This is a genomic window from Luteibacter sp. 621, from assembly GCF_050435445.1.
Classification (GTDB): domain Bacteria; phylum Pseudomonadota; class Gammaproteobacteria; order Xanthomonadales; family Rhodanobacteraceae; genus Luteibacter.
Genome location: NZ_JBNDKI010000029.1, coordinates 1 through 16,139, shown reverse-complemented (window position 1 = coordinate 16,139; position 16,139 = coordinate 1). Strand labels below are relative to the sequence as shown.

11 protein-coding genes are annotated in these 16,139 nt (G+C 66.9%); 9 read left to right on the top strand and 2 right to left on the bottom strand.

From position 1 onward, the window contains the following. Window positions 1-49 precede the first annotated feature (49 nt). The 8 genes from ABIE56_RS21430 (at window position 50) to ABIE56_RS21395 (ending at window position 10,332) form a co-directional block, all read left to right on the top strand. Window positions 50-1,144, top strand: a complete 1,095-nt coding sequence (locus tag ABIE56_RS21430; RefSeq protein ID WP_429245840.1) for an ABC transporter ATP-binding protein — start codon at window positions 50-52, stop codon at window positions 1,142-1,144. Between the two features lie 179 nt (window positions 1,145-1,323). Then, window positions 1,324-3,642 (top strand): TonB-dependent hemoglobin/transferrin/lactoferrin family receptor, encoded by a 2,319-nt coding sequence (locus ABIE56_RS21425; RefSeq protein ID WP_429245839.1) that lies wholly within the window; start codon window positions 1,324-1,326, stop codon window positions 3,640-3,642. Window positions 3,643-3,655: 13 nt separating this feature from the next. Beyond that, window positions 3,656-4,729 (top strand): hemin-degrading factor, encoded by a 1,074-nt coding sequence (locus ABIE56_RS21420; protein ID WP_429245838.1) that lies wholly within the window; start codon window positions 3,656-3,658, stop codon window positions 4,727-4,729. Then, on the top strand, window positions 4,726-5,562 hold the full coding sequence (locus ABIE56_RS21415) for a heme/hemin ABC transporter substrate-binding protein (RefSeq protein WP_429245837.1): 837 nt from the start codon (window positions 4,726-4,728) through the stop codon (window positions 5,560-5,562). Before ABIE56_RS21420 ends, ABIE56_RS21415 begins: the two co-directional genes overlap by 4 nt. Beyond that, window positions 5,559-6,596, top strand: a complete 1,038-nt coding sequence (locus ABIE56_RS21410) for a FecCD family ABC transporter permease (protein WP_429245836.1) — start codon at window positions 5,559-5,561, stop codon at window positions 6,594-6,596. Before ABIE56_RS21415 ends, ABIE56_RS21410 begins: the two co-directional genes overlap by 4 nt. Then, window positions 6,593-7,363 carry a heme ABC transporter ATP-binding protein gene (locus ABIE56_RS21405; RefSeq protein WP_429245835.1) on the top strand — a complete coding sequence of 257 codons (771 nt, stop codon included), beginning with the start codon at window positions 6,593-6,595 and terminating at the stop codon, window positions 7,361-7,363. Before ABIE56_RS21410 ends, ABIE56_RS21405 begins: the two co-directional genes overlap by 4 nt. An 83-nt stretch (window positions 7,364-7,446) precedes the next feature. Beyond that, the gene (gene hemB / locus ABIE56_RS21400) at window positions 7,447-8,436 is read left to right on the top strand and encodes a porphobilinogen synthase (protein ID WP_429245834.1); all 990 of its coding nucleotides are present in this window, start codon (window positions 7,447-7,449) and stop codon (window positions 8,434-8,436) included. A gap of 87 nt (window positions 8,437-8,523) precedes the next feature. After that, window positions 8,524-10,332 carry a monovalent cation:proton antiporter-2 (CPA2) family protein gene (locus ABIE56_RS21395; protein WP_429245833.1) on the top strand — a complete coding sequence of 603 codons (1,809 nt, stop codon included), beginning with the start codon at window positions 8,524-8,526 and terminating at the stop codon, window positions 10,330-10,332. 44 nt (window positions 10,333-10,376) lie between these two features. On the opposite strand, the gene ABIE56_RS21390 is transcribed toward ABIE56_RS21395, so the two are convergent. Together ABIE56_RS21390 and ABIE56_RS21385 are read right to left on the bottom strand one after the other, a co-directional pair. Continuing rightward, entirely contained in the window at window positions 10,377-13,814 is a 3,438-nt protein-coding gene (locus tag ABIE56_RS21390) for an ankyrin repeat domain-containing protein (protein ID WP_429245832.1), read from the bottom strand. Between the two features lie 90 nt (window positions 13,815-13,904). Beyond that, the gene (locus tag ABIE56_RS21385; RefSeq protein WP_429245831.1) at window positions 13,905-14,207 is read right to left on the bottom strand and encodes a YcgL domain-containing protein; all 303 of its coding nucleotides are present in this window, start codon (window positions 14,205-14,207) and stop codon (window positions 13,905-13,907) included. 229 nt (window positions 14,208-14,436) lie between these two features. Here ABIE56_RS21385 and ABIE56_RS21380 point away from each other — a divergent pair, with 229 nt between their 5' ends. Beyond that, a complete protein-coding gene (locus tag ABIE56_RS21380; protein ID WP_429245830.1) occupies window positions 14,437-15,858 on the top strand; it encodes an OmpP1/FadL family transporter in 1,422 nt (473 codons plus the stop codon). The last annotated feature ends 281 nt before the right edge of the window (window positions 15,859-16,139 follow it).

The window sequence follows — 16,139 nt, the reverse complement described above, 5'->3', positions numbered from 1 at the left end:
CGGGTCGATGGCACGCCTTCGCCTGCCCGCCGGGATTTGGAGAGTTCTGATGGCAGCAGTCCGCCTCGACAAGGTGCGTAAGGTTTACCCCAACGGCCATGTCGCCCTGAAAGAAGCGAGCTTCGAGATCGCCGATGGCGAGCTGCTCGTGCTGGTGGGCCCCTCGGGGTGCGGCAAGACCACGCTGCTGCGCATGATCGCCGGCCTGGAATCCATTTCCGGCGGGACGATGAGCATCGGCGATCGCGTCGTGAACGACGTGGCGCCGAAGGATCGCGATATCGCGATGGTGTTCCAGAACTACGCGCTGTACCCGCACATGACCGTGCGTGAAAACCTGGGTTTTGGCCTGCGCCTGCGTGGCGTGGACAAGGCCGAGGTGGACAAACGGGTCGCCGTGGCCTCCGACATGCTCGGCCTGAACGAACGCCTGGATCATCGCCCCGCGGCGCTCTCGGGTGGCCAGCGCCAGCGCGTCGCGCTCGGCCGCGCGCTGGTCCGCGATCCGTCGGTGTTCCTGCTGGACGAGCCGCTCTCCAACCTCGATGCGAAGCTGCGCCTCTCCACGCGAGTGGAAATTGCGCGCATCCATCGCCGTGTTGGCGCAACGATGGTGTACGTCACCCACGACCAGATCGAGGCGATGACCCTGGGCCAGCGCATCGTCGTGCTGAATGGGGGTGTCATCCAGCAGCTCGATACGCCGATGAACCTCTACAACAAGCCGGCCAATCTGTTCGTCGCGGGCTTCCTCGGCAGCCCGGCGATGAACCTGTTTCACGGCACGCTGCGCCGCGAGGATGGCCTGCGCCTGGTGATGCCCGAAGGCAGCATCACGCTTGGCATGGATGCGCCGGCGCTGGCGCCGTATATCGACAAGCCGCTCATCGTCGGCCTGCGCCCGGAGGATCTGCTCACAGTGGCCGATCACGCCGGTATCGACGAGCGCCTTCGCGCCCACGTGGAAGTCGTCGAGCCGGTGGGAAACGAGGTGTTCCTCAACATGCGCCACGCCGGCGACGAACTCGTCTCCCGCGTACCGCCGCACTCGTCGATCCAGCCTGGCACGGACGTCGGCTTGGGCTTCCATGCGGAGCGGCTGCACTTCTTCGATCCGGAAAGCACGGACCGCATCGAAGTGTGAGTATCGTCTCATATTGCGAATGCGAGCCATTCTCAATAAGCTAGGCGGCGACCGCCCATGAAGAGGCGGCGAACTACTCCCCGATAACCCCGGCCGCCAGCCCGGAGGCTCGTTCCTCCTTCGCAAGCTCCCGATACGCACCGCCCAAGGGGTGGTGCGCCTAGCGAAGGACGATCCACGTGTTCACAACCCGGAAAAACCTCCTCGCCGCCGCCGTGGGCGCGGCGCTGCTCTGCGCCGCATCCGCGCATGCCGCCGATGCGCCTGCCGCGCCCATCGCCGCCACCACGACGGATGACCTGCCGCGCATCACCGTTACCGCGATCGGCTCGTCGCTGCGCTTTGACGTGCCTGCCACCGTCACCGTCATCGATCGGCAGAAGATGGATCGCCACCTCGTGGCGAACATCCGTGACCTGGTGAAGTACGAGCCGGGTGTCTCCGTGGTCGGTACCGCCGGCCGCTGGGGGCTGGACAGCTACAACATCCGCGGCCTGGACGGTAACCGCGTATCCATTCTTACCGACGGGGTGCCCGCCTCCAGCTCGTTCGGCTTTTCGACCACGGGCATGCGCGCAGGCCGTAGCTTTGTCGACCCCGACACGCTCAAGGCGGTGGAAATTACACGCGGCCCGGCCTCCGCGCTGAACCCCTCCGATTCACTCGGCGGCACCGTGCGCTATACCACCAAGGATCCGGCGGATTACCTGAAGGACGGCAAGGACACCTACGTTTCCGTGCGTGAGCGCTATGACAGCGCCGACCGTTCACTGGGCACCTCGCTTACGCTGGCCGGCGGCCGCCCGGACAACGGCCTGGTGATCGTCGCGAACCACGTGGAAGGCCACGACCTGGGCAACAAGGGCGACGTCGCCACGCAAGACTACACGCGCACCCGCCCCGATCCGCTCACCCAGAACACCACCAGCATCCTCGCCAAGTACGTGCATGTGGCCGCCAGCGGCCGCGAAGACCGCATCACTGCGGACTTCTACCGCAACAATGTCGATACCAACGTCCTCAGCGCCGTTGGCCAATCCGGCACGACGAAGCTGCTGACCGATACCGCCAACGATCGCGCGACTCGCCAGCGCGTGTCCGTGGGCCAGCGTTTCCCGACTATCGACTTAGGTGTTGCCGATACGCTCGAGTGGGATGCGTACTGGCAAAAATCCGAAACCGAATCGCAGACCCGCACGCTCGCCAACGTGCCGTCGCGTGCGGCGACCTACGATCGCCTGTACCTGAGCGACTTGCAGGAAAAGCTCTTCGGCGGCCACCTGACCCTGGGTAAGACGATCGATTCGGGCAGTGTGCAGCAGCACATCACTTACGGCGTGGAGGCCTCGCGCACTACGCCTACCGGCCAGCTCGGCGGGCAGGGCACCAACATCGCGACGGGCATCACCTCGAGCAGCTCGCCGTACATGCCTGAAACCTACCCGCTGCGCTTCTTCCCGCGCAACGATACCGACCGCTATGCGGTATTCGCGCAGGACGATATCTCGCTCGTGGATGGCCGCTTGCACATCACGCCGGGCGTGCGCTGGGATCACTACGCGTTCAAGCCCGACCAGAACGATCCTTACTACCAGAGCTCTTTCGTGCAGGAAGGCCTCGACGACGTGAAGAAGAACCGTTTCTCGCCCAAGCTGGGCGTGACCTGGGCGGTGAACGACAACATCGAGCTGTTTGGTAACTACAGCCAGGGCTTCCGCCCGCCGCTCTACAACGAGCTGGCTGTGGCGTGGGGCACCGCCCGCCTTTACGGCATTGTGCCCAATGCGAACCTGAAGCCGGAAACCAGCAAGGGTATCGAACTCGGGGTGCGCGGCAACGGTGAGTTGGGTTACTTCAGCGCCAGCGCTTACTACAACCGCTATCGCAACTTCATCTACGGCGGCTATACGCTGCCGCGTAGTGAATGGCCACAGTGGGCGATCAACCAGAACCTGCTGATCGTGATGCAGTCGGTGAACTTCCCGAAGGCCACGATCAAAGGCGTGGAAGCATCCGGCGGCCTGATGCTGGGTGCACTGAACGATGCACTCGCGGGCTGGCGCGTCGAAGGCAACCTCGCTGCCTCCAAGGGCGACAAGAAGACCTACGAGGGTGGCTGGTCACCGCTTAACAGCGTGGATCCGCTCACCGCCACGTTGGGAATCGCGTACGACGCGAAGACCTGGGGCGCCGAACTGATCGGCAAGGGTGTACAGCGTAAGTCACGCCTGGATGACGACACCACGTTCCGTGCGCCGGGCTACGCCACGCTCGACCTGTACGCGCATTGGAAACCCTGGGAGCCGTTCGAGCTGATGGCGGGCGTGACCAATATCGCTGATCGCAAGTACTGGGACTGGGGTTCGCTGCACGGCGGTGTGCTTACCAATGTCGCCACGGGCGGCGGCATCGACGACACCCAGGCGCGAAACGCCCAGATCGAACGCCTGACCATGCCCGGCCGCGCCCTCGTCGTCTCGGCCCGCTACACCTTCTGAAGGAGGCCTTGCCATGCAAGAGTTACAGACCGCCGTCGCGCCGCGTATCGATATCCCGGCGCTGCTCAATGGCTACCGGCGCCTGCGTGAAACCGAACCTGGCCTGCGTGCGCGCGATGCCGCGCAACGCCTGGGTGTCAGCGAAGGTGCACTCGTCGCCAGTCGGGTGGGCGATGGCGTGGTTCGCCTGGAAGGCGAGTTGCCCGCGCTGATACGCGAGCTTCCTGCCCTTGGCCGGGTCATGGCGCTTACGCGCAATGAATACTGCGTGCACGAGAAGAAGGGGCAATACGACCACATCGATGTCGGTGGCGTGATGGGCATCGTGCTTGCCGAGGATATCGACCTGCGGCTGTTCCTTCGGCACTGGCGTTTCGGCTTTGCCGTGAAGGAGGCCTCGCGCGGCCGCGAGCTGGAAAGCCTGCAGTTCTTCGATGGCGACGGCAAGGCGGTGCACAAGATCTATCTTACGGAAGAGACCGATCGTACGGCCTGGCGCGCCTTGTTGAATCGCTATACGGCGGCGGTGCAATCGCCCCTGATCGATATCGTGAACGTGGACGAGCCGCTGCCCGAGCGCCTGGCCGATGATGCGGTCGATGTGGATTCGTTGCGCGACCATTGGCGCGCGCTGCGCGATCCGCACGACTTTTTCGCCATGCTGAAAAAGCATAAGGTGACGCGTACCCAGGCCCTTCGGCTCGTCGGAGACGAATTCGCGACGCGGGTGGATGATGGTGCGATTCGCACCGTGCTGGACGGCGCTGCCGCGTCAGGTGCACCGCTCATGGTGTTCGTGGGATCCCCCGGCGTGGTGCAGATCCACACTGGGCCGGTGAGCAACATCGTGATGGCGGGCCCATGGATCAACGTCATGGACCCGGGCTTCAACCTGCACCTGCGCACGGATGCGATCGTCAGCAGCTGGATCGTGCGCAAGCCGGTACCCGAGGGGGTTGTCACGTCGCTGGAACTCTATGCGGCCGATGGCACGCAGATCGTGCAGATCTTCGGCAAGCGCAAGCCGGGTGTGCCCGAGCGCGAGGACTGGCGCGCACTTCTTGCTACCGCGGAGGTGGTCGCATGAACGCGCGTCGCACCTTGCTTGCCCTGGCGCTCGCCGCGCTACCGGGTCTCGCGACCGCCGCCACACGCATCGTATCGCTTGGCGGCGATGTGACCGAAACGATTTACGCGATCCACGCACAGGACCAACTCGCTGCTGTCGACAGCACCAGCACGTGGCCGGAGGCGGCGCACACGCTGCCGGATGTGGGCTACGTGCGCCAGCTCAGCGCCGAGGGCGTGCTTGCGCTGCGGCCGGATCTGATCCTGGCGACGCATGACGCGGGGCCGCCGACCGCGATGGAGCAGATCCGTGGCGCGGGCGTGCGCATCGAAACGCTGCCGCCCTCGCGCTCGCCGGAAGATATCGAAGCGAAGATCCGCCAGATCGGCGCGCTCACCGGCCACGCGAAGGAAGCGGACGCCCTTGCCAACGAGGTGGCTGCGCGTTTCGCTGCACTGGCTAAGTCAGTGGCGGCCATGCCCAACCATCCAAGGGCGGTCTATTTGATGTCAGCCGGGAACGGCAGCCCGATGGCTGCTGGCCACGACACGGCCGCCGATCGTGCCATCACCTTGGCGGGTGGTGTGAATGCCGCCGCGGATGTGCCTGGCTACAAAGCGGTCTCGCCCGAGGCGCTCGTGGCCATGAAGCCCGATGCCATCCTGCTGATGAAGGAGCAGGAGCCGACGGTCGGCGGTGTGGACGGTGTGCTGCGCATGCCGGGGGTTGCCGATACCCCTGCGGGCAAGGCGAAACGCATCTACTTCGTCGAGGGCCAGGCGTTGCTTGGTTTTGGCCCGCGCACGGCGGATAACGCCGCGGCGCTGCAGGCGCGCTGGGCGCACCCGTGAACAGCGTGGCCGCGTCCCTGCCGCGGCGCCACGCCAGCCGCCAGGCGTTGCTTGGCGCGCTGGCGTTGCTGCTTGTGGCGACGGCGACATGGAGCCTGACCCGCGGCGCCATGGTGATTTCGCCAGGCGATGTCGCTGGCGCGCTGGTGCGCTGGCTCAGCGGCGCAGCAGCGCGTGGCGATGACAGCATCATCCTCAGCTTGCGCCTGCCGCGGCTTTTGCTCGCCACCATGGTGGGTGCCGCACTGGCGACCGGTGGCAGCACCATGCAGGGGTTATTCCGCAATCCGCTCGCGGATCCGGGACTCATTGGCGTCTCCGCGGGTGCCGCCGTCGGTGCTGTCGGTGCCATCGTGCTTGGCGGGCAGTCGGGCTCGTGGCGGGTCGCCGCATTCGCGTTTGTGGGCGGGCTCGTTGCGACCACGCTGGTGTTCCTCATCGGCCGCCGTCGGCCCGGGGTCGCCAATCTCCTGCTTGCGGGCGTGGCGATCAACGCGATCGCGATGGCCGGCGTCGGCCTGCTTACCTACCTGGCCAACGAGAATCAGCTGCGCGATCTCACGTTCTGGTCGCTTGGCAGCCTTGGTGGTGCGAGCTGGTCGCGGCTGGCCATCGTGGCGCCGTGGATCGTGTTGCCACTGCTCTTGCTCCCGCGCGCGGCGGCGGCGCTGAACGCGCTACTGCTTGGCGAAGGTGAAGCGGCACTGCTGGGCTTCCGTCCCGAACGCTTGCAACCGTTGCTCGTTGCCCTCGTCGCGCTCGCGGTCGGCGCATCCGTCGCGTTCACCGGCGTCATCGGTTTCATCGGCCTCGTCGTGCCGCATCTGCTGCGCATGACGTATGGGCCCGACCATCGTTTTCTTCTTCCGGCTTCTGCCTTGGGTGGTGCAACGCTGCTGGTAGCGGCCGATGCGCTGGCCCGCACCGTCGTCGCGCCGGGCGAATTGCCTATCGGCGTGCTCACGGCCCTGGTCGGCGGCCCCTTCTTCCTCTGGTTGCTGTTGCGCCGGCGCGACGGGGAGCCCGTGTCATGAGCGTGGCCATGGATGGCCAACTGGTTGCCAAGGACGTGTGCGTGGTCCGCCAGGGGCGGACGATCGTCGGGCACGTGTCGCTGGCGGCATCGCCAGGGCGGTTGCTCGTACTGGTGGGCCCGAATGGCGCGGGCAAGAGCACATTGCTCGGGACACTGGCCGGCCGTGTGCGACCGGATGCGGGGCAGGTGAGCTTGCACGGACGTTCCCTGGCCGCCTGGGATCCACGCGAGCTAGCCCAGCACCGCGCGATGCTGTCCCAGCGCGTGGACCTGGCTTTCGGCTTCACGGCGCGGGAGGTCGTCATGCTTGGCCGCAGCCCGCACGTGCCGGATGCTGAGCGTGATGAGCGCATCGCTACCGCTGCCCTGCGCGCGGCGCATGCGTGGGAGCTACGCGATCGCCGCTACACCGCCCTCTCTGGCGGGGAGCAGCAGCGCGTGCAACTCGCCAGGGTATTGGCTCAGGTATGGGAGGGTGGACGCGCGGGCGGGTGGCTTCTCCTGGATGAGCCGGAGGCCGGCCTGGATATCGCCCATCAGCACTTCATCCTGCGTCGGGCGCGTGCCTGCGCGGCGCTCGGCCTGGGCGTGATCGCCGTGCTGCATGACCTGAACCTTGCCGCGCGCTATGCGGATGAGGTGGCGGTCCTGGCATCAGGCGCCCTTCTTCGTCACGGGCTGCCCCAGGAGGCGCTGGATACGGCCCTGCTGTCCGATATCTACGGTATTCCGCTGGGGCGGGCCTTCGGCATCGACGTGGCCTGAAGGCGCCTGCGACGACCTGACGCCCCGCCGGGCACCCGGTGGGGCGTAAAATGGGCGGATCGCCACACGAACAGGCACGTCCCATGACCTTTCCTGCTGTCCGTATGCGCCGCATGCGCCGCGACGCCTTCTCCCGCGCACTGATGCGCGAAACCGTCCTCACCAGTGCCGACCTGATCATGGTCGCGTTCGTGGTGGATGGCGAGGGTGTCCGCCAGCCGGTGCCCTCCATGCCGGGCGTCGAGCGCCTGTCGATCGATGAGCTGGTGAAGCTGGGCGCCGAGTGCGTTGCGCTGGGTATTCCCGCGCTGGCGCTGTTCCCCTCGGTGGATGGCTCGGTGAAGACCGAGGACGCCCACGAGGCGTGGAACCCCGATGCCCTGTTCCAGCGCGCCACGCGCGAGTTGAAGAAGCGCTTTCCGGAGCTGGGCCTGATCGGCGATGTGGCGCTGGATCCGTACACGACGCACGGCCAGGATGGCCTGATCGACGCGGAAGGCTACGTCATGAACGAGCCCACCGTCGAAGCCCTGATCAAGATGTCGCTGGCCCAGGCCGAAGCCGGCATGGATTTCGTCGCCCCGTCGGACATGATGGATGGCCGGATTGGCGCCATTCGCGATGCCCTGGAGGCGGCCGGTTTTATCCATACCCGCATCCTTGCCTATTCGGCGAAGTACGCCTCGAGCTTCTACGGCCCGTTCCGCGATGCGGTGGGCTCGGCGGCCAACCTCGGCAAGGGCAACAAGCACACGTACCAGATGGATGTGGGTAACAGCGACGAGGCCCTGCGCGAGGTTGAGCTCGACCTTGCCGAAGGTGCCGACGCGGTGATGGTGAAACCGGGCCTGCCCTACCTCGATATCGTCCGCCGGGTGAAGGAGACCTTTGGTGCGCCCACGTTCGTGTACCAGGTGAGCGGCGAGTACGCCATGATCAAAGCGGCCGCGCAGAATGGCTGGCTCGACGAGAAGGCCGTGGTGCTCGAATCGCTCGTGGCGATGAAGCGCGCCGGTGCCGACGCAATCCTCACCTATTTCGCGATCGACGTCGCACGCTGGCTAAAAGGCTGAACCAGCGCACCGATAGGCAGGTGTTTCGTCCAAACCGCGCGGGCGTCCGCATGACATAATCCCGGGTAGTTTTTCGGGAGTCACGGGATGGACGGACATCATTTCCTCGAAACGGCGGTGGTCTTCCTGCTGGCGACGGTCATTGCCGTCCCGCTGACCAAGCGCTTCCGTCTCGGTGCCGTCCTTGGCTTCCTGCTCGCCGGCGTGGTCATCGGTCCCTCCGTGCTGGGCCTGATCAGTGATACCGAAGGCGTGGCCACCATTTCCGATTTCGGCGTGGTGCTGATGCTGTTCGTCATCGGCCTGGAGCTATCGCCGTCGCGCCTTTGGGTCATGCGCCGCGCCGTGTTCGGCAGTGGCACGCTGCAGGTCATTGTCTGCGCCCTCGCGCTGGGCGCCATGGGCTACTACCTGTTCGGGCTGACCTGGAAGGCCGCGGTGATCGTGGGCGGCAGCCTCGCTCTATCGTCCACGGCATTCGGGCTGCAGATCCTCGCTGAGCGCAAGGAAGCGGGCATGGCGTACGGCCGCCAGGCATTTGCCATCCTCCTGTTCCAGGACCTTGCCGCTATCCCGTTGATCGCGGCGGTGCCGCTGCTGGGCGGCGCGCTGGCGCGCGATACACACGCACCGGACATCATGAGCATCATGCGGGTGGTCGGCGCCATCATCGGCGTGATCATCGGCGGCCGCGTCGTGCTGCGCCACGTGTTCCGTTTCGTGGCCCGCGCCAAGAGCACCGAGGTTTCAACCGCCACGGCCTTGCTGGTGGTGATGGGCACGGCGTGGCTCATGGAGCTGGCCGGCATCTCCAGCACGCTGGGTGCCTTCCTGGCGGGCCTGCTACTGGCGGATTCCGAATACCGCCACGAGCTGGAATCCAACATCGAACCCTTCAAGGGGCTGTTGCTTGGCCTGTTCTTCATCAGCGTTGGCATGTCGGTAGACCTGCAGCTGCTGTATGCGAAGCCGCTGGTCGTCATCGGGATGGTCGCGGGTTTGCTGGCGATAAAGGCCATACTGATCATGCCGCTGGGCAAGTTGGTGGGTGGGCTGAACAACGCCGATTCCGTGCGGCTGGCCGCCATATTGGCCAGCGGCGGCGAATTTGCCTTTGTGGTGCTGAACCTCGCGCAGCAGCAACACATCATCACCGAACCCCAGCGTGGCCTGATGGTGATGACCATTTCGCTTTCGATGGCGTTGACGCCGCTGCTGGTGCTGCTAGCCGCTCGGCTGGTGCACGAACGCGCGCGCAAGCCGGATCGCGCATTCGACCAGATCGAGACCGATGCGCCGCGCGTCATCATCGCGGGCTTCGGTCGCATGGGCCAGATCGTCGCCCGCGTATTGCGCGCGCAGGGCATCCAGTTTGTCGCGCTGGAGAGCTCGGTGGAACAGGTGGAAACGTCACGTCGCTTCGGCGGTACGTCGTTGTTCTTCGGCGATCCCGGCCGACCGGAAATGCTGCGCGCGGCACAGGCGGATAAGGCCGAGGTGTTCGTGCTGGCCACGGATGACCCGGAGGCCAACCTGCGTACCGCCCGCCTGGTTCGCCGCCAGTTCCCGCATCTGAAGATCGTGGCGCGTGCCCGCAATCGCCAGCACGTGTTCCGCCTGATGGATATCGGCGTGGAAGATCCGGTGCGTGAGACGTTCTATTCCAGCCTCATGATGACGCGCCACGTGCTGGAGGCCCTGGATATGGCGCCCGAGGTGGTCGAGGCGCGCATCGCCCGTTTCCGCAAACTCGACGAACAAGTGTTGCGCTCGCAGTACCTGGTGTACGACGACGATGCGGCGCTGGTGCAGAGCTCGAAGGAAGCCCTGAACGACCTGCAGCACCTCTTCGAGGCGGATGCCGCCGAAGAACGCGAGCGCGCGGAAGACAAATAACACCAGCGCGCCCGTGTAGGAGCGCGCTCGCGCGCGATGCGCTCTCAGTCCGGCTGCGCGGGCTGCCGCAACGTCTGCCGCACACTTGGAATCGCGTTCGCCCGAACCCCGAGCTCGTGCGCGATATCCACGTACCCGATATGCCGTGCCACGTCGGCCGCCGTACGCCCGAAGGCGTCAGCGGCGTTTCGGTTCGCGCCACGGTGCAGAAGCACACGCGCAGGCGGAAGTAGCGCGTGCATGGCGCTCGCATGCAGGGCACTCACGCCGCGGTGGTCCGCATGCTCCATCTTCGCGCCAGCATCGAGCAGCACCGGCACCAGCGCACCAAGGTGCGTGGCATCCGCAGTCGCGCCCGGGCGCATATGCGAGCCGAGCAGCAGGAGTAGCGGCGTCGCGCCGTCCTTGTCGGCCTTGTTCACATCGGCGCCCTTGCCGATCACCATATCGAGCAGGCGCCGTGCGCGCAGGCTGTCGCTGCTGCCAAAGCAATACTGCGCAGCCGCATGCAGCGCGCTGTGGCCGTGCGCATCCTCTGCATTCGCATCGGCACCCGCGGCAAGGAGTCGTTCCACGATCTCGGGATAGCCGAGCGCGGCAGCGATCATCAAGGCTGTCGTTTCGCCGGGCAGGCGCTGGTCGACGGCGACGCCACGGGCGAGCAGGAGCTCGACCACCGCATCACGCCGCGCGTTGACGGCGGCGGCAAGCGGGGTGACACCGGATGCGGCACTGCAGGCCGGGTCGGCGCCCGCGTCCATAAGGTGGGCGACCACGTCGGCCTGGCCGGCGCCGGCGGCACGCAGCAGCGCCGTGGCTCCCTGGGCATCGCGCGTATCCACGCTGAAGCCGAGTTCGAGCAGGCGGTCGATGGCCTGCATGTCGCCGGCGGCCGCCGCCGCGGGGAGATCGGCGGCGTTCAACGGGCGACCGGGCAGGGACCACAATGGCCAGCTGAGCCAGCGTTCTGCATCGCCGTGGCCGATACCCAGGCCGTAGGGCGTTTCACCATTCACGTCCGCCGCTTCAGGGTCGGCTCCGTTCGCCACGAGCAGGCGAACCAGCGGAAGGGCGTCGCCACCGTGTTCCAGCGCGGCATGCAGCGGGGTACGGCCGCCAGCGTCACGTACGTTGGGATCCAGGCCACGCGCAAGCAGCGCGCCAAGCAGGCGTGCGCTGCCGGTCGCGGCAGCCATGTGCACGGGTGTGCGGCCGCGCGCATCGGCGCCGAACGGGTCGGCGCCCGCATCCAGCATGGCCAGGGTCAGCCGCTCATCGGCACCGTCGAGGCGGCAGATCGCCTGGCCAAGCAGCCCGGCGCCCGCCGGGCTCGCGCCCGCGCGCATGAGTTGCAGCAGGGCATCCGCCGACTGCGGCAGCTGTGGCAGCAGCGCATCGAAAAGGCGGCGTCCAAGCGTGTCGGCGGCTTCATCTGCGGGCGGCGCAAGGCGGCCCTCAGCGGGCAAGCCATGATCGAACAACCACGCGCGCGCCGCGTCGAAGCCAGGGCCGGCGAGGTCGATATACAGCGCCGCAAGCTCATGTACCGGCCATTCGCGCACCTTGGCCGCGAAGGTGGACGCGACCGCCCAGTGGCCGAAGCGAAGCGCATCGTGCAAGTGTAGCGGCGAATCCGCGCCGGCCTCAGGCAGTACCGATTCGCTCAATGACGTGGGCAGCGGCGTTTCCGGGTCGAGCAAGGCGACGAAATCCCAGCGGCCTCCGGCGGCGGCATGATCCAGCGGGCTTCGGCCATCCGCACCGGCTTCCTTCGGCTGCGCGCCCATGGCGAGCAGGGCGCGTACGGTGGCCGCCTGCGCGCGCGGCGACTGACAGGCAAGGGTAAGCGCGTCGCGGCCGTGGCCGTCCCGGGGCGAGGCATCGGCCTGGTTATCAGCCAGCATCTGCACGATGCCCGTGGCGCCTGTCCGTGAGGCTTCCATCAGCGCGGTAGTGCCATGGCGGTCGGCCAGGTTCGGATTGGCGTGGGCCTGCAGCAAGGCGCGGGCGATCTGTTCGTGGCCTTCGGCGGCAGCGGTGATGAGCGCGGTGCGGCCATGGGCGTTCGCCCCATTAACCGGCGCCTTGTAGCGCAGGAGCACCTTGACGCCCTCGGCATCATCGTCGGCGATGCCCGCGGCGGCGACCAGCGCGGGTTCCGCGCCGACCGGGGCCGGCTTCGCCCCGTTCTCGAGAAGGAAGCGCGCCAGCGCCCAGTTCGCGGCGCGGCAGGCGATGGCCAGCGGCGTGTCGCCAGCGGCATTCACGGCATCGACGGGCGCGCCGGCATCCAGCAGCATGGCGGCCACCATGGGCTCGGCGCTCATGACGGCGCCGTGCAGGGCGGTGTTGCCCTCGGCATCGGTCGCCGCCGCATTCGCGCCGTTGGCGAGCAGGGTGAGCACGGCATCGGGGCGCCCGTGCCAGCTGTCGCGGCAGGCCGCGAGCAGCGCCGTCACGCCCTGGTGCGGGCGGTTCACATCCGCGCCGCGCGCGATGAGTGCACGCAGGAGCCGCGTATCCGCCGAAAGCGCAGCGAGCGTCAGCACGGGGCGTTGGTCACGATCGCCGGGCTCGGCCTGCGTGTTCGGGTTGGCGCCGGCTTCGACCAGCGCGACGGCACGCGCAACGTCGGCGGCCCGGATGGCGGTCAGCAGGGCGCCATCGCGGATCTCGGGTTGCTGCTCTTCCGTGGAAAGCGCGGGGATGGGCGTCGGCGTGGGGACCCGGTGTGCATCGCTCAGCGCGGGCTCACGGCGGGTGTCGGCGCGCGCCGTGCGGATATGGCCGCGGCGATCGCACAACAGGGCACGCAGCGTGCGGTTGGCGATGAGCAGGGAGCACGCGGGCAGCACGACCACGCCATACAGCGCGAGTGCGGCGATGCGCATCTCGGAGGGGAACACGCCATACAGCCCGGAAAGCGCGACCGCGCAGAACGCCAGCACGAGGAGGCCGAGGGCCGCGGGCAGAAAGTGGGTGAAGAACCGCTCTTCGGCGGACAGGTGGCGGCCAAAGCTCAAGGAGCGGGCCATGGCCGTGAAAATCCACGAGCCGTCGCCGCTGCTCTCCGGGTAGGCGTCATCCCACAGGTACACCAGGCCGAACGCGGGCCACATGCGCCACAGCACGCCAAAGGCGACCACCAGCGAGGCAGCCAGGAGCAGCGCGGCACCCAGACTGGGTGCCTGGGTAAGCTTGAGCAGCGGCCAGGCCACCAGCACGAACACCACGAAGGTGTAGATCGTGAACATCACCACGTACGCCGAGCCGCGGCGGAGGGCGGTTCGCAGGTACGTTGGCTCCGGGTCGAAGCCGATGGCGTGGCACACGGCAGCCATACCCAGCGCATTGGCGAGCAGCAGCGGAATCAGGGCAAGCGGTGAGGCGGTAAGGCCAGCACACGCGACAGCGGCAAGGGCGGGCAGGAACCAGGGCAGCGCCTTGATCAGCGGCGGTCGACGTCGTTTGGGATTGGCCATGCGCGCGAGTATACGGACCGCGCCCGGGTTGCGCGGTAACCCCGCGTTAACCCGGGTTCGACGTTTCCCGCATGCGCGCTTTCGGCCGGATCAGGCCCGGACGAGCGATGCGTCGGGGTCGATCTCGCGATTCAGGTTGGGCTGGTTGCACACGCTGAGTGTTTCGTTCGGCGGAGCCTGCAGGTGCCAGCCCTGGCCGGCCAGCGAAGCGAGGACTTTCTCAGTGTCCTCGTTCGGCAGCTTGCGCTGGGGCGTCAGTTCCACCTCAAGCACGAAGCGCATTTCGCCGAGCAGGAGCACGAGCGGTTCAGGGAGCACATCGAAGCCCTCCCGGCGGGAGAGCCATACGTAAGTGTCGGGTTTGCGCAGGCTGGCGTAGACGTAGCAGTGCATGACGGCAGGTCTCGCGGCGGCGTGGTGGTCCAGTCTACCGGATCGGGCGCGTCACCGAGGGCTCAATCTGTGGCCTGTTTCAGGTTTGTTGCACCTGCACTTGCAAAAACTTCGTCAACTCGTCCAGAGTTCGACCCCAGATTGTTAAACGCGCGTATGAAAACGGCTAAGTTTTGCGTTTTCCGCCCCGTTCGATCCCCGTCAGAACAATAAGCAGGAGCCGCTCCGCATGCAGAAGAATCTTCACACCCGCCCGCTGGCCATCGCGGCCCTCTCGCTGGCCATTGCCGGCGCGATCGTGGCTCCGCAGGCCGCCCACGCCAGCGCGTTCCAGCTGAAGGAAAACAGCGCCAAGGCGCTTGGCCGCGCGTTCGCCGGCTCGGCTGCCGCGGGTGACGATGCCTCGGTCATCGTGAACAACCCGGCCGCCATGTCCATGCTGGAAGGCAACACCTTCCAGGCCGACGTGACCGGCATCAACTTCAGCACCAAGTTCCACGGCACCGCCACCGATGCCCAGGGTCGCCCGATCTCTGGCGGCAACGGCGGCGATGCAGGCACCACCATCCCGGTGCCGGCGTTCTACATCGCTTCGAAGGTCAGCGACCGCTGGCACATCGGCCTGGGCCTGACCGCCCCGTTCGGCTTCAAGACCGATTACGACGCCGACTGGAAGGGCCGTTACAACGCCATCAAGTCCGACTTCAAGTCGTACGACGCCACGCTGTCGGCCTCGTTCGACGTGACCGATGATTTCGCGATCGGCGCCAGCTTCATCGCGCAGAAGACGACCGCTGAGCTCACCAGCGCCGTCAACTACAACAGCGCCGCCCTGGGCGTGCTGCAGCAGGGTATCGCTGCCGGTGCCATCCCGGTGCAGGCTGCCGCCCAGTACGCCGGCCTCATCAACGCCGTCGTGCCGCGTGGCACCGATGGCATCGCCAAGATCAAGGGTGACGACTGGGCCTACGGCTGGCAGCTCGGCGGCCTGTGGAAGCTCACCGCGCAGGATCGCATCGCGCTGAACTACCGCAGCGCCATCAAGCACCACCTGGAAGGCACCGGTAACTTCACCGTGCCGGCCAATGTCAGCGGGCTGCTCTCCAACCCGGCTATCTCCAGCCTGTTCCAGGGCCAGCCGCCGTTCACGCACACCGACGGCACCGCCGGCTTCGAAACCCCGGCCGTGGCCACGGCCAGCTTCTGGCACCAGGACCAGAAGTTCGGCTTCGGTATCGATGCGTCGTGGACCAAGTGGGATTCGTTCAAGAACCTCACGGTGAACTACTCCAACCCGAACCAGCCGTCGACGACGGAAGTCTACGACTGGCGCAACACGTGGTTCGTGTCGGTCGGTGGCGAGTACTACGTCAACGACAAGTTCACCCTGCGTGGCGGTGTCGCTGTTGACACCACCCCGACCTACGCCGACACCCGCTCCCCGCGCGTGCCGGATTCGACCCGCAAGTGGCTCGCCTTCGGTATGGGCTACAAGGTGTCGGAGAAGTTCGAGATCAACGCCGGCTACGCTCACATCTTCGTGAACAAGGCGCACATGAACGGCGTCGAGAGCGCGACGGCTGATACCCTGGTCGGCGAGAACGACGACAAGGGCAACCTGCTCAGCCTGTCGGCCAAGTACCAGTTCTGATCGCCTACGCGAACAGGCACTGAAAAAAAACCTCCCCGGCAACGGGGAGGTTTTTTTATGCCCTCGTGTCGGACGGGGCCGCTGTAGGAGCGGGGGGGGGGGGGGGGGGGGGGGCGCGCGGGCCGCCGCGGGGGGGGGGGGGGGGGGGGCGGGCGGGGGGGGGGGGGGGGGGGGGGGGGGGGGGGGCGGGGGGGGGGCGCGCCCGGGGGGGGGGGCCCCCCAAACCCCTACAGAGGACCACAACGAACGACAGGCTCGAGCCGAGGTCGTGGCCGTAGGAA